Here is an 18,405-nt window from a genome sequence, read left to right as displayed (position 1 = left end):
CTCTGAGTTTGGTCCTTCGCCTGGCCACGACCCGACCCTGGGGCAGCCCTCCGAGACCGGTCCCGGCGTCACGACGTGAGCGCCCAGGTGACGGTGTCCGTGTACGAGTGTCCATTGCGGACTCCGGTCACCTTCACGACGTTCTTGCCGGGCTCGAGGGTGACCGGCCAGGTGTAGATGTGATCGGGTGACGCGGCGGGCGTGCCGACTGGGGTTCCGTTCAGGGTGAGCGAAACCGTGTCCACTCCGTTGCCGTACGCCTTTACCGTGGTGGCCGCGGTCGTGCGGTCGGTCCAGCGGCGGCTGGTCAGGTAGACGAACGGCGTGGTGGTCCAGTTGGCCTTGTACCAGTAGAACGCGTCCTTGCGGACCTGGCGGTCATAGGTGACCAGGCCCTTGTCGTTGCGGCCCAGGGTGTCGCCTTCGGTGCGGCCGTCGGAGGCGAAGTCGAACATGTTCCACACGAACGTGCCCCACAGGTAAGGCCGCGTCTCGATCTGCTTCCACGAGTTCTCGTGCACGAAGGTCTCGTACTCCTCCGGGTGCACGCGCGACGGGATCACCGGCGGCTTCACTGTGGAGTTCTCGACGTGGTCGTAGATGCTGCCGCCGGCGCCGTACTCGCTGATCGCGATCTTGCGCGCGGGATCGGCCGCGTGCAGCTGGTCGGTCCACGGGCCGGGGCCGGGCGCGGACAGGTCGTACCAGCCGTAGTACTTGTTGTAGGCCGCGAGGTCCGCGTGGCCGGAGACGGCGTCCTGGCCGCCCTTGTGGTTGGCGTACACGGAAAGCCGCGCCGGGTCCTCGGCCTTCACCTGGTCGGCGAGACTTTGGAGGATGCCGTTGGTGACGTCGTCGTTCTTGGCCTGCTCGTTGCCGATGCCCCAGAACGCGATGGACGGGTGGTTGTAGTTCTGGCGGATGAGCTCGGACATCTGCTGCGTCGCGTTGGCGCGGAACGCGGCGCTGTCGGTGATGCCGTTGACCAGCGGGATCTCCGCCCACACCACGTACCCGCGCTGGTCAGCGAGGTCGTAGACGTGCTGCGACTGCTGGTAGTGCGCCGTCCGCAGCGCGTTGACGCCCATCTCGTCCATGAGGTCGAAGTCCTGGTCGCGCTGCCGGTCGGCCACGGCCCAGCCCTCGTCGAGGCGGTCCTGGTGCGCGTTGACGCCGTGGAGGGCGACGTGCTGTCCGTTGAGGAAGAAGCCCTCGTCGGGGTCCACTGTGGATTCCCGGAGCCCCAGCGGTTGGCTCACAGTGTCGGTGACGCGACCGGTGCGCGCGTCCAGGACGTCGACGGTCGCGTGGTAGAGGTACGGGTCGGCTTTGCCCTGCCAGAGGTGGGGCTTGGTGATACTCAGCTGCTGCTTGATGTCGGTGTCGCCGGTGAGCTGCCGCGGCTCCGACGTGGCCTGCGCGACGACGTGACCCCGGGCGTCGGCGACGGTCGTGCGCACGGACGCCTCGCGGCCGGCGCCGGAACTGTTGCGCACCTTGGTGACCACCCCGACGGTCGCCGCCTCCGCCGTCACTGCGCTCGGCGTGAGGTAGAAACCCGGGCCGCCGAAATCGTCCATCCGCACGGCGAGCGGGTCGACGGCCACCAGCGAGACGTCGCGGTAGATGCCGCCGAAGAACGTGTAGTCCGCGCTGAGCGGGGCGACATCGGCCGGCGCAGAGTTGTCCACGCGCACCGCGATCACGTTGTCGCGACCGGGTTTCAGGGCGTCAGTGGCGTCGAAGCGGAACGTCGCGTAACCCCCGCGGTGCTGCCCGAGGTGCACCCCGTTGACCCACACGTCGGCGACGGTGTTCACGCCGTCGAACTGCAGCCACAGCCGCTTGCCCTGCGCGGTTCGCGGCGGCGTGACGTGCTTGCGGTACCAGCCGGCGCCCCGGTAGTAGTTGCCGCCGCCATCCTGTCCGTCGAGCGCGTTCCACGTGTGCGGCACGCTCGTGCGCTCCCACGACCCGTCGGCGAACCCGGGCTTCTCCGCCCCGGGCACGTCGGCCCGCACGAACCGCCACCCCGCGTCGAGGTCCGTCTGCACCCGCCCCGCGTCTTTCGCGGCGCTCGAAACCGCCGGCGTGAACGCCAAACTCAGAGCCACGGCCAACACCACGGGCAACCAGCGCCGCACGACACACCTCGTCATTCACAGATATGAACGGGGTTCAACAGATTGAACGGACTGTAAGCGGCCGGTCACCGGGGAGTCAACGCGCGAAGCGGACAAAGGCGGGTCAAGCGCCGGAAGCAGTACCAAAGTTCTGGACCGCGCCCACGAACTGGTCCGAAAAGGCCTCACGGAAAGTGACCACATCATCACCACAAGTCGCCGACCTGAGGGAAGTCCGAACCGGAGGTATGGTCTGCCCGTCGGCGTAGGGAGGAATCGGCCTGGGCTGTGCGACGTAGCACACGGTGGGCTCGCAGCCTGCTGACATACGCCCACTTGGTCTATACCATTCAAAAGGTCAGTGATCCACTACCATGCAGTGGTCCGGGATCACGGCGGCGCAGCCCACGAGGGGGACCCCATGCCCGCCATCAGGCGAAACATCGTGCCGCTCAGGTACTCCGACCCGAGCGTGGTCGCTTACGTCCGCAGCCCGACCGACTGGCTCGTGTCCAACTGCGGCTGGATCCGCGGCCGGTCCGGCGTGATGCTGGTCGACACGTGCGGCACTGAGCGGGACACGCTCGACCTGGTCAAGGACGTCCGCAAGTACTCGACCGTCGAAATGCCGCTCACGCTCGTGCTTACCCACGCCCACGGCGCGCACCACAACGGCGCCGGCGTGGCGTTGCGCAACGGCGGGCGCATCCTCGCCGCCGAGTCGGCCGTGTCCGCGGTGCGGGCGGGGCCGCAGCGGTACGAGGACACGTTCGACTGCAAGAACTGGGGCACGCTCGAAGCGCCGAAACCCGAGGCCGTGCACGCCGTGACCACGCCACGCGAGGTCGATCTCGGCGGGGTGGTCGTGGAGGTCGTGCCCTTCCCCGGCGTGGCGCACACCGACGGCGACCTGGTGGTCTTCGAACCGAAGACCGGCACGCTGTTCACGGGCGACCTGCTCTCCGTCGGCTCCACGCCGATGGCGCTGCACGGCTCGATCCCCGGCTGGCTCGACGCGCTTTACTGGCTGGACAAGACTTTCCCGACCGTCCGCACGTTCGTGCCCGGTCATGGCGCGCTCAGCCACCCCGGCAGCTTCCCGGTCGCCGTGCTGCGCACGTACCTCAACTGGCTGCTCGACGCGACCACTCCGGAAACCCCCGACTTCGCCGAACTGGCCACGATCGCGCGCCGCCGGTGGCCGAACTGGAGCAACCCCGAGCGCCACATCGGCAACCTCATGCGCGCGCACGCCGACCAGCACGGCAGGCCGCTGCAGGAGAAGACGGCGCTGCGCGCGATCCTCGACGCGGTGGGCGGCAAGATCGACCTCGACGCGCGACTGGGCCTCTAAGACCCGGTCATCCGCCGCCGCAGCCCCGAAGGCGTCACCCCGTACTCCGCCCGGAACGCCCGCGAAAGCCACGGCTGGTCCGTGATCCCCCAGCGCGTCGCGACGGCCGCGATGCTGCGCCCCGCCAGCAGCGGATCGGTGAGATCCCGGCGCACGGCCTCGAGCCGCAGCCTGCGGACGGTGCCGCCGAACGTCTCGCCGGAGTCCTCGAACAGCCGGTGCAGCGAGCGCGGCGACATGTGCAGCGCCGCGGCCACCGTCGCCGGCGACAGGTGCGGGTCGGCCAGGTGCCCGCGGACGTGGTCGAGCACGCGCTCTCGCAGCGCCAGGTTCGTGTGCCCCGCCGGGAGGCCGGCGCCGCTGCCGAGCGTGGCCGCGAGCAGCGCCACGGCGGCCTCGCGCAGACGCACCGGCGAGCCGTCGGACAACGTCTCGCGCTGGTCGAGCGCGCTGCGCAGGCAGGAGGCGAAGACCTGGCCCACGCCGGTGCCGGTCACAAACCGGCGCTCCATCATCACCTCGAGCGCGGAGTCCGGCAGGCCGAGCGCCTCGCGCGGGAACGTCATCACCGCGCAGCGGAACGCGCCCTGCAACGTCAGCTGGTACGGCCGCCGCAAGTCGTAGAGCGCGAGGTCGCCGACCTCCAGCGCCACGCGCCGCCGGCCCTGCTCGACGAGCGCGCCCCCGCGTTCGATCAGGCAGATCTTCAGCTGCTCGGCGGTGTCCGTCCGCGCCGTGCGGGAGGTGCGGCGCACGATCTGCGTGGTGCCGCGGACGTCGTAGATCCCGACGTCGTCCAGCTGCACCGCGTCGAGCGTGCCGAGCGGGAGCAGGCCGTCGCGCCGTTCGGCGTGCAGCCCGGCGAAGGCCCGCGCGAGCTCGTGGCTCCAAGCGTCGGCCGGCTGACTTCGCCCCATCAGCATCTCCCAGCTCGTTCTGGGTGCGGTCGAGCGAGCATACGCCGAGGAACAACAAGTCTGGCGCGCTGCGACAACTGTTGTGTAGAACTTCGGTCCACCCTGTGGTTCGCGCCGCAACGGGGCGGCGCCGAAGTGGCCGAGGAGTTTTGCAGGTGAAGCACGTACACGACGCGCTGTTCATCGGCGGCGAATGGACCGCACCGTCCACCGACGCCACCATCACCGTGCTGTCGGCGAGCACGGAAGAAGCCATCGGGCAGGTTCCGGAAGCGGGACCCGCGGACGTCGACAAGGCCGTGGCCGCGGCACGCGCGGCGCTGCGCGACCCGCAGGGCTGGGCCCACTGGGAGCCGGCGAAACGAGCCGACGTCCTCGACCGCTTCGCCGCCGTGATGGCGGAGCGCAGCTCGGAGTTCGCGCGGCTGGTGAGCGCCCAGAACGGCATGCCGATCGGCAGCGCCGCGATGCAGGCGGAGACCGGCTACCCGGCCGGGCTCCTCCAGATGTACGGCGGGATCATCCGCGAGCAACCCGTGGAGGAGATCCGCCAGGGCGCCTTCGGCGGCAGCGCCGTGGTCCGCCGCGAACCGGTCGGGGTCGTCGCGGCGATCGTGCCGTGGAACTTCCCGCAGACGCTGCTGTTCTTCAAGCTCGCCCCGGCTCTGGCGGCCGGCTGCCCGATCGTCATCAAGCCGTCGCCGGAGACGGTGCTCGACACGTTCCTGCTCGCCGAGGTCCTCAAGGACCTGGGCCTGCCGCCGGGGGTCGTGAGCATCGTGCCGGGTGGCCGCGAGCTCGGCGCGTACCTGGTGAAGCACCCCGGCGTGGACAAGGTCACGTTCACCGGCTCGACGGTGGCCGGCCGCGCGATCGCCTCGGCCTGCGCCGAGCTGCTGCGCCCGGTCACGCTGGAGCTGGGCGGCAAGTCGGCGGCGATCATCCTCGACGACGCGGACGTCGCCGGCAGCGTCGAGGGCCTGTTCGTGGCCACGATGATGAACAACGGCCAGACCTGCTTCCTCGGCACCCGAGTGCTCGCGCCGCGCAGCCGCTACAGCGAGGTCGTGGACGTGCTCACGGACATGGCGTCGGGTGCCGTGATCGGCGACTCGCTCGACGAGAGCACCACGATCGGCCCGATGGCCAGCTCCGCGCACCGCGCCCGCGTGGAGGGCTGCATCGCGAAGGGCAAGGCCGAAGGCGGCCGGGTGACCACCGGCGGCGGCCGCCCGAACGGCCGGGACGTCGGCTGGTTCGTGGAGCCGACGATCTTCGCGGACGTGGACAACTCCGCCACGATCTCGCGCGAGGAGATCTTCGGGCCCGTGCTGTCGGTGATCCCCTACGCCGACGAGGCTGATGCGATCGCCATCGCCAACGACTCCGACTTCGGGCTCGGCGGCACCGTCTGGACCACCGACCCCGACCGCGGCATGGCCGTGGCCCGGCGCGTCGAGACGGGCACGATCGGCGTCAACACCTACCTGCCCGACCCGGTCGCGCCGTTCGGCGGGGTGAAGGCCAGCGGCATCGGCCGCGAGCTGGGCCCGGAGGCGCTGGGCAACTACCAGCAGTTCAAGACGATCTACCGCGGCGCCTGACGCCAAAATCGGACAGGCCTCCCCGGGTTCGCCCGGGGAGGCCTGCTCGGTGTCCTGGCTCTCGGCGAAACGGCCTCAGCCGAGGTACTTCTTCAGGTCGTCGAGCACGTGGTCGGCGCCGATCGGGCCGAGCCCGAGGAACCACACCTCGTCGGAGACGCGGATGGCGTGCTGCGACTTCACGGCGCTCAGGCCGGCCCACAGCCCGCTGCTCGTCACGGCCTTCTCGTCCGCGTTCGGGCCCGCGCCGTAGCTGGAGTAGAAGATCCAGTCGCCGTTCGCCTCGTCGATGCGCTCGCGCGAGATCTGCTTGGCCAGCTCGTTGATGTGCTGGTTGTCCGGCCGCTGCAGGCCGACATCCTTGAAGATCACGCCGATGAACGACAGGTCGCCGTAGATCCGGATGCCCGTGGAGTGGAAGCGCAGCAACGAGATCTTGGGGTTGCCCTTGATCCCGGCCTTCACCTCGTCGGCCTTCTTCTGGTACGCGTTCAGCGCCGCCACGGCCTTGTTCTCCTGGCCCAGCGCCGCCCCCACCAGCAGCAGGTTCTCCTTCCACGGGAAGCCCGGGCGGATGCTGAACACCGTCGGCGCGATCTTCGACAGCTGCGGGTACAGGTCGTTGGCGCGCAGCTTGCTGCCGAGGATCAGGTCCGGCTGCAGCGAAGCGATCTTCTCGAGGTTGAGGTTGTCGGTGTTGCCGATCGTCGGGATGCCCTTGGCGCGGTCGGCGAGGTAGCTCGGCACACCGGTCTGGCCGGCCGTGGTGGCCATGCCGACGGGCGTGACGCCCAGCGCCAGCACGTCGTCGAGCTCACCGCTGTCGAGCACGACCACGCGGGTGGGCGCCTTCTCGATTTTCGTCTGGCCCAGCGCGTGGGTGACCGTGCGCGGGAAGACGCCGGGGCCGACGTCGGCCTTCAGCTTGGCGGTCTCGGTGTCGGCGGTGGAGAACAGGCGGCCGCCGGTGGCGACGTCCTTGTCCCCGACGCCCGAAGTCGTCGTGTTGGCGGGCTGGCTGCACGCACCCAGGAGCGTGGCGGCGGCGAGAACGCCGACGACCTTGGTCCATCTGGCCATCGTGGGGTGTTCCTTCCTAGGGCTGGGTGGTGGGAGTAGCGGCGCGGTGGCGGCCGATCGGGACGACCATGGGGGTGCCGGACACGGGATCGGCGATGATCCGGCAGGGCATGCCGAACACGTCCTCGACGAGCTCGGCGGTGAGGATGTCGCCGGGAGCTCCCTCGGCGGCGATCGACCCGTTCTTCATGGCGATGAGGTGGTCGCCGTAGCGGGCCGCGAGGTTGAGGTCGTGCAGCACGATCACGACGGTGGTGCCGTCGTTGTGGTTGAGGTCCGCGAGCAGGTCGAGCACCTCGACCTGGTGGCTGATGTCGAGGAACGTGGTGGGCTCGTCGAGCAGCAGCAACGGCGTGCGCTGCGCGAGCGCCATCGCGATCCACACGCGCTGGCGCTGCCCGCCCGACAGCTCGTCGACGGGCCGGCCGGCCAGCTCCACGGTGTCGGTGGCGAGCATCGCGCGCGCCACGGCGTCGTCGTCCTCGTCGTTCCAGCGGCGGAACACGCCCTGGTGCGGGTAGCGGCCGCGGCCGACGAGGTCGGCGACCGTGATGCCCTCCGGTGCCGTCGGCGACTGCGGCAGCAGACCGAGCACCCGGGCGACGTCCTTGCTGCGCAAGGAGGAAATGCGCTCGCCGTCGAGGAACACCGCACCGGCCGAGGGCGCGAGCAGGCGCGCCAGTCCGCGCAGCAGCGTCGACTTACCGCACGCGTTGGTCCCCACGATCATGGTGACCTTGCCCTCGGGGATGCGCACCGAGAGGTCCTTCACCACGGTCACGGGCCCGTAGCCGAGCTCGAGACCTTCGGTGTGCAGGGTGGGTGTCGTCGGTTTCACGCGCCTTCTCTCTCAGACTCGGCCGGCCCGGTTCGCCGTGGCGAGGAGGTACAGCAGGTACGGCGCGCCGACTGCCCCGGTCACGACGCCGACCGGCAGCTGCGTGCCGAGCAGGTGCTGCGCGACGAAGTCGCCGAGCAACGTCACGAGCGCGCCGGTGAGGGCGGGCGCGACGAGGCCGACGCGGGCGCCGCCCACGAGCCGCGTCGCCACGGGATTCGCCACGAACGCCACGAAACTCACGGGCCCGGCCGCCGCCGTGGCGAACGCGGCGAGCGCGGTGGCGACGAGGAGCAGCAGCAGGCGCATGCGTTCCACGCGCAGGCCGAGCCCGGCCGCGGTGTCGTCACCCAGCTGCAGTCCGGTGAGCGCGCGGCTGAGGAGCAGCGCCGCCGGCCCGAGCACCACGAGGGCGATCGCGAGCGGCACCACCTTGTCCCAGCTCGCGCCGTTGAGGTTGCCGGTGAGCCACACCAGGGCCTGCTGCGCCAGCGTCACGTCGGCCCAGGTCATCAGGTACGACACGATGCTGGCGAGCACCGCGCCGACTCCGACGCCGATGAGCACGAGCCGGTAGCCGTTCACGCCGCCGCGGCGCGAGAGCACGTAGATGATCACGCCGGTGATCAGCGCGCCGCCGAACGCGGCGGCCGAGAGCACCGGACCGGACACTCCGAACAGGACCAGGCAGATCACCGCGGCGGCGCTGGCACCCTGCGTCACGCCGATCACGTCGGGGCTGGCGAGCGGATTGCGCAGCAGGCGCTGGAAAAGCGCACCGCCGAGTCCGAACGCGACACCCACGAGCACGGCTGCCACAGCGCGCGGGAGCCGCAGCTGCGTGACGACGTAGGCGCCGCCGCCCGTACCGTCGCCGAAGAGGATGCCGGGCAGCTGTCCCAAGGGGACGTCGAAGTCACCGACAGCCAGGGACAGCGCGAAAACTCCGACCAACAGCACGAAGAGCACGATCGACACGAGCCACACCCGCGCCGCGCCCTGGCGGCGGGCGGCCGAGACCGCCTTCAGCGCGTCGGGGAGCGCCTGCGGCGGGTTCACACCTTCACCAGCTTCCGGCGCCGCACCAGCACGATGAACACGGGCGCGCCGATCACGGCGGTCACGATGCCCACCTGCACCTCGGCCGGGCGCGCGATGACCCGGCCGATCACGTCGGCCACGAGCAGCAGCAACGGCGCCAGCAAAGCGGAGTACGGCAGGAGCCACCGGTGGTCGGGCCCGGTGATCAGCCGCGCGACGTGCGGCACGGTCAGCCCCACGAAGGCGATCGGGCCGGCGATGGCCGTCGCCGATCCACAGAGGACGACCACGGCGAGCGCGCAGACCGCCCGCGCCACGGCGACGTTCTGCCCGAGCCCGCGGGCGACGTCCTCACCCAGCGCCAGCGCGTTGAGCATCCGCGCGGACACCAGCGCGAGCACCACGCCGACCACGATGAACGGCACGGCCTGCGTGATCGTCGACACGTCGCGCCCGGTCAGCGAGCCCACTTGCCAGAAGCGGAACTGGTCGAACGTGGTGGTGTCGGTGAGCAGCAGCCCGCTCGTCACCGATTGCAGCGCCGCGGTCACCGCGGCACCCGCGAGCGCCAGTTTCACCGGTGTGGCACCGACTCGCCCGAGCGCGCTGATCCCGTAGACGACCACGGCCGCGGCGGCCGCGCCGGCGAAGCCGAACCAGACGTATCCGGTGACGGTGGTGATACCGAGCGTGCTGATGCCCAGCACCACGAACAGCGCGGCGCCCGCGTTCACGCCCAGCAGACCCGGGTCGGCGAGCGGATTGCGCGTGGCGCCTTGGATCACGGCGCCGGACAGTCCCAGTGCGACACCCGCGAGCACGCCCACGAGCGTGCGCGGCAGGCGCAGCTCGTGCACCACGAGGTGATCGGGATTCGAGGCGTCGTAGTGGAACAAGGAGTCGAGGACGGTGGCGAACGACAGCCCGCGCGATCCGACGGCGATGCTCAGCGCGGCGGCGAGCACGAGCGCCACCAGGAGCACCACGAGCCCCGCCGTCAGCGAGAGTGTTCTCGGGCGGGCTCTCTCGGCCACAGTCGGTTACCTTCACTCACAGGACATTTAGGCTTGGCTACCCTACCCCGCGCGTGGCGCCGTCGTCGTGTGGCCATCACCACGGTCGTCGTGTGTCATCACCGCTACACCGCCTGGTGATTCCGCCATGGCGGGCGAAGCACCCGCAAAAGCCGAAAGGGGTCCGTCACCGTGATGACGGACCCCTTTGACGGAAAGCTCAGCTCAGGCGTTGGCCTTCTTGCGCGGCGCACGCTTGCGGGCCGGCTTGGCGGGAGCCTCTTCGACCTCGTCGATCTCTTCTTCACGCTCTTCGAACGCCTTCACGATCTCCGCGGGGAGCCGGCCCCGGTCGGACACCTTGAAGCCGTTGACCTCGGCCCACTCCCGCATGAGGCGGTTGCGCTCCCGATCGGCGGCGGACGACGTCGCCCGCGGCGCCTGCCCGGCGGCCATGCGCACCTTGCGGCCCCCGACGCGGCGGGAAGCGGTGACGTAGCGCGCGAGCTCATCACGAAGCGCGGCGGCGTTGTCTTCGGACAGATCGATCTCGTAACTCACACCGTCGAGGCTGAAGGGGACGGTCTGATCGGCAATGCTGCCGTCGATGTCGTCCACCATCTCGACGTGAACCTTCTGCGCCATGGTTCGTCGTTCCTTCACCTTCTACAGGACGTGCCTGGGGGAACCCTATCGTGTCGACTAATGTCGCGCGGTGCTGGACACCCATTCCTCTCTGGACAGCGCGTACTCGACATCGCCGTGTTCCGCGCCTTCCAGGTATTCCGGCCACTCGAGGAAGAAGGTGCGCACGAGCTTGAGCCCCGCCTTCTCGAGCACGCGACGGGAACGGGTGTTGACCGTCATCGTCGTCGCGACGACCCGCTCGGCACCGAGTTCCGCGAATGCCTTGCGGAGCACCGCTTGCAGCCCTTCCGTCGCGAACCCGCGCCCCCACACCGCCGGCAGCAGGCGGTAGCCGACTTCGGTACCGCCTCCCCCGAGTCCGCGGCTCGCCGCCGGCCGCACCGAGAACCACCCGGCGAATTGGTCCGTCCCCGAATTCACGGCGGCGAAACACCCGAGTCCCGCGGGCAGATCCCGGTATTCCGCGAGGAAACCCGGAAGTGTCGTGTCCTCGACGACTTCACGCGACACCGGACGGCCGTCGTCGATGAAGCGCATCACCTCGGGATCACCGTGGAGATCCGCGAGCGCGCCGGCGTCGGCGGGCGTGAACCGGCGCAGCCGCAGTCGCGGCGTTTCGGTCCACGTGGCCATGGCGGGGATTGGACCAGTGCGGCCGTCCGAACGCAAGGGGCATTTCCGAACTGTGGCCCCCTGCCGGAAAAATCGTCGCGAAAATGTGTTCAGTCGCGCGTGAAGCCGCCCAGGTGCTGCGGGAAGACGGTGATCGGCACGCCCGCGCCGGCCAGGTCGCGCAGCATCGTCAGGATCGCCTCGGTGGGCGTGCCGTGGACGCGGATGTTCGTGGTGGCCGTGAGGTTCTCGCGGAACTCCGGGTCGGCGTGCTCGGTGAGCACGCGCATGTGGTGCTCGAACGAGTCGGTGTCCGGGTGGACCTGCACGAACTCGACCTCGGTGCCGTCGGCGCTCGCGTACTCGTGGAACGCGATCAGCCGCGGCTCGTGATCGTCCACGAACCGGGCCCAGCCGGGCGCGCGGCCCGACTCGGCGTCGAACCTGCCGGGGACCACGCTGTTGGTGGCGATGAAGACGAACGGTCCGGTCACGGTGACCACCTCCACCTACTATCCAACCAGTTGGTTACTTGATTCGCCACTGGGACGACCGTCGCGTCGGACACAGCAGGCAGACCCGGAAACGGCCGAAGGCCACCGGGTTCGGAAACCCGGTGGCCTTCGGAACTGGGTACTACTGGGTACTACTGGTGTTCGGTCCTACGCGATGTTCAGTGATGCCCGTTCTTGACGACCGCACCCGTCTTCGGGTCCAGCGGCAGCTTGCTCGCCTGCGGGTACCAGAAGTTGAACATGTTCCACAGCCCGCCGGCGCGGGAATCGAACGACGACCCCCCGACGCGACCGGTGAACCAGTTGTCCTCCACGAACTGCAGCACCGAGGTCTGGTCGGTGCGGGTGTGGTCGACGAAGTTCACCTTGCTGTAGGGCGAGATGACCTGCAGCGGCAGACGCGGGCCGTAACCGCAGCGGTCCGCGGTCGTGCCCAGCTTGGTGTTGGTGCCGGTGCAGACCGACTGGTCCTGCGCGGCGTCGTTCGACCCGTTGATGATCGTGGACTTCTGGTGGTCGTACCAGCCGTCCGAGTCGTCGTAGGCGAGGACGATCGCGGTGGACTTCCACTCCGGCGACTGCTGGATCTTGTTGATCTCGCTGACCACGAACTGCTGCTCGTCGAGCGGGTCGGAGTTGGCCGCGTGCGCGTCCTCGTAGGCCGGGGCCTTGAGGTAGCTCACGGCGGGCATCGAGCCGGCCTTCAGAGAAGCGTCGAAGTCGCTGATGTCGTACTGGTGGTTGGCCTGGTCGGTCTGACCGATGGCCTGCACCGAGGACGGCGGCAGGTGGTGCGGGTTCGACGTCGACTTGTAGTACGAGAACGCGTTGTGGTGCGGGCTGTAGTCCGTCACCGGGATGCCGCCGACGTTGTTGTGTTGCTGGCCGCAGACCGCGAACCCGTTCTGGGTGCCGGTCGGCTTGAAGCCACCCTGGAACCAGCCCCAGGTCACGTGGCGCTGGTTCAGCATGTCACCGATGTTCTTGCCCTGCAGCGAGGCGAGGTTGTCGGTGGCGGTGTGGTTCTTGTCCGAGCAGTCGTCGTACGCCGGGTCCGGGTCGTTGATGACCGTGCCGATCCCCTTCTTGTCGGGGGAAACGACGGCGTACGAGTCGGTGGTCGGCTGGTGCGTCACCGAGGTGAGCGCCTGCGCCCCGCCCGTCTGGCCGGAGATCAGGTTGAGCGCACCGGGGGTCGACGGGCCGAAGTTCGTGTTGTAGGAGTTGTCGCTCATCGCGTAGTTCTGAGCGTAGTTCCACATGCCCGTGACGGTGTTGCCGTCGTAGTAGTCCATGACCAGGCCCGGCTCGCCGAAGAGGATCGGCTGCCCCGTGCACTTGTCGGTCTCGGTCTTCTCGACGAACTTGTCCATCTTGCCGCCGTTGAACGCCGCCTGCTCAGCACCGTAGCTGTGGTTCTGGTCGCAGGTGAGCGCCTGGTCGGGGGAAAGGCGCTTCGGGTCGTAGGCGTTGGGGTTGTTGTTCAGCAGCTTCTTGTCGAGGCCGTTGACCTTCGGGGTGTTCTTCGCGGCCTTGAACGGCGTGCCGTCCTGGTTGGTCGCGTTGGGATAGGTGCCGAAGTAGTGGTCGAACGAGATGTTCTCGCCGAAGATCACCACGACGTGCTTGATCGGGGTGAGCGTCGGCAGCCACGACGCCGGCAGCGTGTGCAGCGCCTGGGCGTCTGCGGTCGACGCCGCGGAGCCGGTGACGATCGCCAACACGGCGGCCGAAGCCAGCGCACCCGCGCCGATCAGCCCGCGTGAACGGCGACGCCGTCTGCCGATTCCTTTGTCCACTGGGGAATCCTCCTGATTTCGATGACTTAGTGGTGGGAACTGCAACTGCGGGAACACGGTCAGGCCAACAAAGCCCGGCCGTAGTGGTCGTCGGGACCGGTCACCCCCGGCAGCGCCAGGAAGTAGCCGCCACCGAACGGGGAGATGTAATCGACCAGCGGCTCGTCGATGAGCCGCTTCTGGACCGCCTCGAACTGACGCTCGAGGTCCTGCTGGTAGCAGGCGAAGATCAGGCCCATGTCCAGGTTGCCGTTGGTGTCCACGCCGCGGTCGTAGTTGACCGCGCGGCGCAGGATCCGGCTGGAATCCGTCTCCGGCTTGCGAGGGTTCGCCATGCGGATGTGGCTCGTGAGGGGGATGACGGTGCCGACGGGGTCGTCGGCGTACTTCGGCACGTCCTGTTCTTCGGCGCCGTCGAGGGGCGCGCCGGTGTCGCGACGGCGGCCGAACATGTTCTCCTGCTCGGTCAGCGACACGCGGTCCCAGAACTCGACGAGCATCCGGATCAGCCGCACGACCTGGTAGCTGCCGCCCTTGGTCCACGCGGGCTCGCCGCTGCCCTCGCCGAGCCAGACCAGCTTGTCGTACTCGGCGTCGGTCGGGTTCGAGATGCCGTCCTTGAAGCCCATGAGGTTGCGCGGGGTGCCGGAAGGCCGCGGCTGCGAGGCGAAACCGTTGATCTTCCAGCGCAGCTGCATCCCGCCGCGGGTGGCGCGGGCGATGTCGCGCAGCGCGTGAAGCACGGTGTCGGTGTTGTCCGCCGAAAGTACGAGCGACAGGTCCCCGTGGCACTGCGCGGCGTCGAGCGCGTCGTTGGGGAACATCGTCATCGGCTTGAGCTTCTTCGGCTTGAGCGCCGCGAGACCGTAGCGGTCGTCGAACAGCGACGAGCCCACGCCGAGCACCACGCCGAGGTTGCCCGCCGGCACGACCGGGCCCAGCACGCCGGAGTCGGCGGGCGGCGCGGTGATGCCGAGCGCCGCCGGGGCGCCGCCGGTGGTGAGGAAGCGGGCGCGGTCGGTGATCTCCTTGAACAGGTCCGTGAGCTCGGCCTTGTTGTCGGCGACGACGTCGAACGACGCCACCACGCTCTGCGCGGGCGGCCGGCGCACGATCGCGGCCTGGCGGTCGCCGTGGAACGCGACGGAACCGGAGCCGGAGTCGGCAGCACTCGCGGCGACCGAGCCGACCCCCACGCCCGCGGCGGCGGTCAGGCCGGCGCCGACGACGGTGCGGCGCAGGAACGTCCGGCGGGAAGACTCCCCCGGCTGGGCTGGTTTGGCGGTCACGAAACCCTCCTGGGTTCGGCGATGGCCGCGATCGGGGCGAGCCGCTCGGTGAGCTCGCTGACGTCGGCGTTGATCTTCTGGCGTTGCGGCGCGGTGAGCGCGGACACGGGCGTCCACGAACCGTCGGGCTTCCGGGCGCCGTCGAGGGTCGCTTCGGTCCGCTTCATCCAACTGTCCACACCGGACAGTTCGGGGTAGCGCGGGGCGAGCACCGGGCGCAGGACGTCGAGCACGGTCTGCACGCCGTCGAGATTCGCCCGCGTGGTGGCGAGGTTGGTGCCGCTGCCGTAGTCGGTCTTGGCGGTGAGCTCGAACTGCAGGGCGTTCTCCACGATCTCGTGGGCGCGCAGGCCGAGGTCGTTCGAGTCGACCTGGCTCTGGGGGAAGGCCGTGCGCAGGTTCTGCACGTCGGAGGCCAACTGGTCGACGACGCCGCCGAGCGAGCCCATGTCCTCGTTGTGCCAGAGGCCGTACTCGAGGCGGTGGAAGCCGGTGAAGTCCGGGTCGGAGGTGCCGCCGGGCAGGCCGGCGGTCGTGCCGTTGATGGCGCCGTCGGAGTCGCCGAACGCGTCGTACGCGGCGCCGAGGCGCTCGTAGGTCAGGTGCGCGGTGAGCCAGGTGGACTCAGCGGCGCCGCGGTCGCCGCGGTGCACGGCGTCCTTGAGCGCGCCGACGTCGGTGACCAGCGTGTCGAGCCCCTGCGTCACCTTGGCCTCGTAGACCTTGAGCGGCTGCAGGAGGTCGTTCTGCGTCACCGCCGCGACACCCGGGCCGCGCTCGGCGCCGCCACTGACGGTCGTCGTCGGGCCCACGATCGCGGAGGAGTCCTCCGGAAGGCACCGGAAGGCGTACGGTCCATTACCGAGCGTCACTGACATCGGCCTGATCGTCCCCGTGCCGAGACCCTCGACCTCGCCGTAGATCACGCCGGTCTTCGGGTCGATCAGATCGACCTCCGACGTGACGGCGCCGGTGTTGTGGAGGTTGAAGATTTGCGGGCCCGGCTTGGGGTCCGTCCAGCCCTGACCACAGGCAGAGCGGGAGATCTGGATCTCCGGATCCTGCGCGGACGCCCCGTCTGGCCAGACCGCGAAGGCGATTCCCACGGCAGCGGCGGCGACCACGACACCCGCGGCCCCCACTACCCAACGGGCACGTACAGACCCCGGCACGCGCACACTCCTGCCACTCGATCGGACTACCGGGAGGGAATTATGCGTGCGGAACGTGAAGAAACAGGGGGTCGAGACCACCTCCCGCCCGGGAATTCACCAGGACTTCAACCAAAAACCGATGAAATCGGATATAAGGACCAAAGCACCAAGCGACGTTAAGTCCTTTTCAGCACATATGGTGGATTTCTGCGGCACGTGAACACCGCCACCACCGTCTCTGAACCAAGCGGCCTCCTCGCCTCGGCCACGCAGCCCAGGAATGGGTCCCTTTCCCGGAAGGTCAGAGAGCCACGGCAGGCGCACCCGCCAAAGCCGACCCACACGCGAGATCGCGCCGGTTTCCGGATTGGGGCGGTGCGATCGGCCCCCGGCCGATCCGACCGCCCCAATCCGGAAACCGGCTCAAAGGCGATCTCGCACGCCCCGGCGGAGCCGGGGCCAAAGATATTGCGCGCGCGTCGCGGACGCGGTTGGCTCGGGTGGTGACCCCGCCACCCGGCAACGTCTTCCAGCTCGCTGCGAGAAAGGCCTGAAGGAAATGAAAAACGACGAGCTGCGGCGCCGCTTCGAAACGCTCACCACCGCGCACCTCACCGACGGCTGCATCCGCGCGCGGCTGCAGGTGCGCTGCGCGCCGGCGGGGACACGGGCCGCGGTCAGTGGGCGCGTGGCCGGGCGGGTGTTGCCGGCGCGGCACGCGGGCAGCGTGGACGTGTTCCTGGAGGCGCTGATGAGCGCCGAGGAGGGCGACGTGCTGGTGGTGGACAACGGCGGGCGCCTCGACGAAAGCTGCGTCGGCGACCTCGTGGCGATCGAGGCCGCGACGGCGGGCGGGTCCGGCATCGTGATCTGGGGCCTGCACCGCGACACCGCCGACCTGCGCGCGATCGGGCTGCCTGTGTTCAGCCTCGGGTCCCTGCCGACCGGACCGCTCTCGCTCACCGACCGCGCCGCGAACGCGCTCGAATCCGCGCGCGTCGGCGAGTGGGAGGTCACGTCGGACGACCTGGTGTTCGGCGACGAAGACGGCGTGGTCTTCGTACCCGCCGCCGAGGCCGAGGACGTGTTCCGCCTCGCGGAGTCCATTCGCGACACCGAGCGGCGCCAAGCCGAGCTCATCCGCGGCGGCAAGACGCTGCGCGAGCAGGTGCGCTTCGCCGAGTTCCTGCGTGCCCGCGAGGCCAACCCCGCGCTGACCTTCCGCGAGCACCTGCGCGCCGTGGGCGGGGCCATTGAAGAGTGAGCGCCCGGTCGCCCTGGTCACCGGTGTCGGCCGACGCGCGGGCATCGGGGCGGCCATCGCCGAACGCCTCTCGGCTGACGGCTGGCTCGTCGCGTGCACACACTGGCCGGCCTACGACGCCCGCATGCCGTGGGGTGCGGATCCGGTGCGGGCCGGGGATTTCTCGGTCGAAGCGGACTTGGCCGATCCCGCGGCGCCGGCTTTGCTGTTCGACCGCGTGGCTTCTTCCCTTGGCGACGTGACGGCTTTGGTGCTGGCGCACTGCGAGTCCGTCGACTCCGGTTTCCTCGACACGTCGCTCGAAAGCTTCGACCGGCACTTCGCGGTGAACACACGTGCGAACTGGCTGCTCATGCGCGAGTTCGCAGTGCGCTTCGGCGGACCCCACGGCACCGGCCGAATCGTCGCCCTGACGAGCGACGCCGTGGTCCACAACGTCCCGTACGGCGCCAGCAAAGGCGCCCTCGACCGCCTGATCGTGGCCGCCGCCGCGGAACTCGGCCCCCGCGGCATCACCGCCAACGCCGTCAACCCCGGCCCGACCGACACCGGCTGGATGGACGGCCCCCTGACCACCACCCTCCGCGACCGCACACCGCTGGGCCGCCTCGGCACCCCGCGCGACTGCGCCAACCTGGTGTCCTTTCTCTGCGGCCCCGACGGCACCTGGGTCACCGGCCAGCTCCTCACCTCCAACGGCGGCTTCTCATGACCACCAAGCTCCTCGCCTACGTCTGGCTCCCCCGCGGGGCCACGGTCCTGCTCCTTCGCCGCGCGCCCGGCACGTTCCTCGGCGAGCACTGGGAGCTCCCCGGCGGCACCGCCGAGCCCGGCGAAGCCCCGGAGACCACCGCGGTCCGCGAGGTGGCCGAGGAAACGGGCCTGCACGTCCACCTCCTCGGCGAACGCGCCCGCCTCTCGTGGCCCGACCTCGACGGCCGGCCGCTCACGATCCACGCCCGCGTCTACGACGCGACCGAACCCACCCCCGGCACGGTCACCCTCAACCCCGCCGAACACGACGACTTCACCTGGGCGACAACCGAAGAAGCCGCGGCACTCCGTCTGTCGCCCCACCTCCACCTGCTCGGGTAGGGCGGCGGCTGGTCACCGGGTGCCGCCGAGGGTGGTGAAAAGCGGGCGAATCCGGGGAA

The 18,405-nt window shown here is 69.7% G+C and carries 17 protein-coding genes; 5 read left to right on the top strand and 12 right to left on the bottom strand.

Annotation, left to right across the window (positions count from 1 at the left end; genetic code table 11):
• Nucleotides 1–68: 68 nt before the first annotated feature.
• The gene (locus tag AB0H62_RS33695; protein WP_360590576.1) at nt 69–2,114 is read right to left on the bottom strand and encodes a glycoside hydrolase family 2 TIM barrel-domain containing protein; all 2,046 of its coding nucleotides are present in this window, start codon (nt 2,112–2,114) and stop codon (nt 69–71) included.
• A gap of 430 nt (nt 2,115–2,544) precedes the next feature.
• On the opposite strand from AB0H62_RS33695, the gene AB0H62_RS33690 reads away from it, so the two are divergent.
• The gene (locus tag AB0H62_RS33690; protein WP_220243620.1) at nt 2,545–3,477 is read left to right on the top strand and encodes an MBL fold metallo-hydrolase; all 933 of its coding nucleotides are present in this window, start codon (nt 2,545–2,547) and stop codon (nt 3,475–3,477) included.
• Here the strand turns inward: AB0H62_RS33690 and AB0H62_RS33685 are convergent.
• The gene (locus AB0H62_RS33685) at nt 3,474–4,394 is read right to left on the bottom strand and encodes a helix-turn-helix domain-containing protein (RefSeq protein ID WP_220243621.1); all 921 of its coding nucleotides are present in this window, start codon (nt 4,392–4,394) and stop codon (nt 3,474–3,476) included. The genes AB0H62_RS33690 and AB0H62_RS33685 overlap by 4 nt on opposite strands.
• Nucleotides 4,395–4,549: 155 nt before the next feature.
• On the opposite strand from AB0H62_RS33685, the gene AB0H62_RS33680 reads away from it, so the two are divergent.
• Nucleotides 4,550–5,998 carry an aldehyde dehydrogenase gene (locus AB0H62_RS33680; RefSeq protein WP_360590573.1) on the top strand — a complete coding sequence of 483 codons (1,449 nt, stop codon included), beginning with the start codon at nt 4,550–4,552 and terminating at the stop codon, nt 5,996–5,998.
• Between the two features lie 75 nt (nt 5,999–6,073).
• Here the strand turns inward: AB0H62_RS33680 and AB0H62_RS33675 are convergent, their stop codons facing one another.
• The 10 genes from AB0H62_RS33675 to AB0H62_RS33630 all read right to left on the bottom strand — a co-directional run bounded on the left by AB0H62_RS33675 (nt 6,074) and on the right by AB0H62_RS33630 (nt 16,005).
• Nucleotides 6,074–7,078, bottom strand: coding sequence for an iron-siderophore ABC transporter substrate-binding protein (locus AB0H62_RS33675; protein ID WP_220243623.1), 1,005 nt, complete (start codon nt 7,076–7,078; stop codon nt 6,074–6,076).
• Nucleotides 7,079–7,094: 16 nt separating this feature from the next.
• Nucleotides 7,095–7,895 carry an ABC transporter ATP-binding protein gene (locus tag AB0H62_RS33670; protein ID WP_255638742.1) on the bottom strand — a complete coding sequence of 267 codons (801 nt, stop codon included), beginning with the start codon at nt 7,893–7,895 and terminating at the stop codon, nt 7,095–7,097.
• Between the two features lie 33 nt (nt 7,896–7,928).
• Nucleotides 7,929–8,975 (bottom strand): iron chelate uptake ABC transporter family permease subunit, encoded by a 1,047-nt coding sequence (locus tag AB0H62_RS33665; protein ID WP_360590571.1) that lies wholly within the window; start codon nt 8,973–8,975, stop codon nt 7,929–7,931.
• On the bottom strand, nt 8,972–9,991 hold the full coding sequence (locus AB0H62_RS33660; protein ID WP_220243625.1) for an iron chelate uptake ABC transporter family permease subunit: 1,020 nt from the start codon (nt 9,989–9,991) through the stop codon (nt 8,972–8,974). The genes AB0H62_RS33665 and AB0H62_RS33660 overlap by 4 nt, the downstream gene beginning before the upstream one ends.
• Before the next feature lie 204 nt (nt 9,992–10,195).
• Nucleotides 10,196–10,615, bottom strand: coding sequence for an Lsr2 family protein (locus tag AB0H62_RS33655; protein ID WP_220243626.1), 420 nt, complete (start codon nt 10,613–10,615; stop codon nt 10,196–10,198).
• Nucleotides 10,616–10,672: 57 nt separating this feature from the next.
• A complete protein-coding gene (locus AB0H62_RS33650; protein WP_360590568.1) occupies nt 10,673–11,251 on the bottom strand; it encodes a GNAT family N-acetyltransferase in 579 nt (192 codons plus the stop codon).
• An 89-nt stretch (nt 11,252–11,340) separates the two neighbouring features.
• The gene (locus AB0H62_RS33645; protein ID WP_220243628.1) at nt 11,341–11,724 is read right to left on the bottom strand and encodes a hypothetical protein; all 384 of its coding nucleotides are present in this window, start codon (nt 11,722–11,724) and stop codon (nt 11,341–11,343) included.
• Between the two features lie 179 nt (nt 11,725–11,903).
• Nucleotides 11,904–13,544 (bottom strand): alkaline phosphatase family protein, encoded by a 1,641-nt coding sequence (locus tag AB0H62_RS33640; RefSeq protein ID WP_220243629.1) that lies wholly within the window; start codon nt 13,542–13,544, stop codon nt 11,904–11,906.
• 59 nt (nt 13,545–13,603) lie between these two features.
• The gene (locus AB0H62_RS33635; RefSeq protein ID WP_360590565.1) at nt 13,604–14,833 is read right to left on the bottom strand and encodes a Dyp-type peroxidase; all 1,230 of its coding nucleotides are present in this window, start codon (nt 14,831–14,833) and stop codon (nt 13,604–13,606) included.
• Nucleotides 14,830–16,005, bottom strand: coding sequence for an EfeM/EfeO family lipoprotein (locus AB0H62_RS33630; protein WP_220243631.1), 1,176 nt, complete (start codon nt 16,003–16,005; stop codon nt 14,830–14,832). The genes AB0H62_RS33635 and AB0H62_RS33630 overlap by 4 nt, the downstream gene beginning before the upstream one ends.
• Before the next feature lie 541 nt (nt 16,006–16,546).
• Between AB0H62_RS33630 and AB0H62_RS33625 the strand changes: the two genes are divergently transcribed.
• Genes AB0H62_RS33625 through AB0H62_RS33615 form a run of 3 tightly spaced genes read left to right on the top strand, consistent with a single transcriptional unit; the run spans nt 16,547 to nt 18,346 of the window.
• On the top strand, nt 16,547–17,251 hold the full coding sequence (locus AB0H62_RS33625) for an RraA family protein (protein WP_360590563.1): 705 nt from the start codon (nt 16,547–16,549) through the stop codon (nt 17,249–17,251).
• Nucleotides 17,241–17,963, top strand: coding sequence for an SDR family oxidoreductase (locus tag AB0H62_RS33620; protein WP_360590561.1), 723 nt, complete (start codon nt 17,241–17,243; stop codon nt 17,961–17,963). Before AB0H62_RS33625 ends, AB0H62_RS33620 begins: the two co-directional genes overlap by 11 nt.
• Nucleotides 17,960–18,346, top strand: coding sequence for an NUDIX hydrolase (locus tag AB0H62_RS33615; RefSeq protein WP_220243634.1), 387 nt, complete (start codon nt 17,960–17,962; stop codon nt 18,344–18,346). Before AB0H62_RS33620 ends, AB0H62_RS33615 begins: the two co-directional genes overlap by 4 nt.
• The last annotated feature ends 59 nt before the right edge of the window (nt 18,347–18,405 follow it).

It is taken from the genome of Amycolatopsis sp. NPDC050768, from assembly GCF_040654155.1.
Classification (GTDB): Bacteria; Actinomycetota; Actinomycetes; order Mycobacteriales; family Pseudonocardiaceae; genus Amycolatopsis.
This window is presented reverse-complemented; position numbering and strand designations above follow the sequence as displayed.

What these genes read in the sequence shown, in the direction of transcription:
- AB0H62_RS33690 (WP_220243620.1), top strand. Translation starts at nt 2,545, where the DNA reads ATGCCCGCCATCAGGCGAAACATCGTGCCGCTCAGGTACTCCGACCCG.
- AB0H62_RS33685 (WP_220243621.1), bottom strand. Translation starts at nt 4,394, where the DNA reads ATGGGGCGAAGTCAGCCGGCCGACGCTTGGAGCCACGAGCTCGCGCGG.
- AB0H62_RS33675 (WP_220243623.1), bottom strand. Translation starts at nt 7,078, where the DNA reads ATGGCCAGATGGACCAAGGTCGTCGGCGTTCTCGCCGCCGCCACGCTC.
- AB0H62_RS33655 (WP_220243626.1), bottom strand. Translation starts at nt 10,615, where the DNA reads ATGGCGCAGAAGGTTCACGTCGAGATGGTGGACGACATCGACGGCAGC.
- AB0H62_RS33650 (WP_360590568.1), bottom strand. Translation starts at nt 11,251, where the DNA reads ATGGCCACGTGGACCGAAACGCCGCGACTGCGGCTGCGCCGGTTCACG.
- AB0H62_RS33625 (WP_360590563.1), top strand. Translation starts at nt 16,547, where the DNA reads ATGAAAAACGACGAGCTGCGGCGCCGCTTCGAAACGCTCACCACCGCG.
- AB0H62_RS33615 (WP_220243634.1), top strand. Translation starts at nt 17,960, where the DNA reads ATGACCACCAAGCTCCTCGCCTACGTCTGGCTCCCCCGCGGGGCCACG.